Annotated in this window: 1 protein-coding gene; it reads right to left on the reverse strand. The window is 53.3% G+C overall.

Annotated elements, in window-relative coordinates:
- The coding region (locus BM210_RS35495; RefSeq protein WP_218185021.1) for a hypothetical protein at positions 1-430 on the reverse strand (430 nt) is incomplete at both ends.

A 430-nucleotide genomic window follows, 5' to 3' on the forward strand; every position in this document is an offset into this window, starting at 1 on the left:
CTCCAGTAGCACCAGTAGCACCCGTAACTCCAGTAGCACCCGTAACTCCAGTAGCACCAGTTTCACCCGTAGCTCCAGTAGCACCCGTAGCACCAGTTTCACCCGTAACTCCCGTAACTCCAGTATCACCTGTAACTCCCGTAGCGCCAGTAGCACCAGTAGCTCCAGTTTCACCCGTAACTCCAGTAACTCCCGTAGCACCCGTAGCTCCAGTAGCTCCAGTAACTCCAGTAACTCCAGTAACTCCAGTATCACCTGTAACTCCTGTAACTCCAGTAGCACCCGTAACTCCTGTAACTCCAGTATCACCCGTAACTCCAGTAGCTCCAGTAGCACCTGTTACTCCTGTTACTCCAGTAACTCCAGTAGCACCCGTAGCACCTGTAACTCCAGTTTCACCCGTAACCCCAGTAGCACCCGTAGCACCAGT

The organism is Paenibacillus sp. 1_12 (assembly GCF_900114475.1).
In the GTDB taxonomy this organism is placed as follows: domain Bacteria; phylum Bacillota; class Bacilli; order Paenibacillales; family NBRC-103111; genus Paenibacillus_S.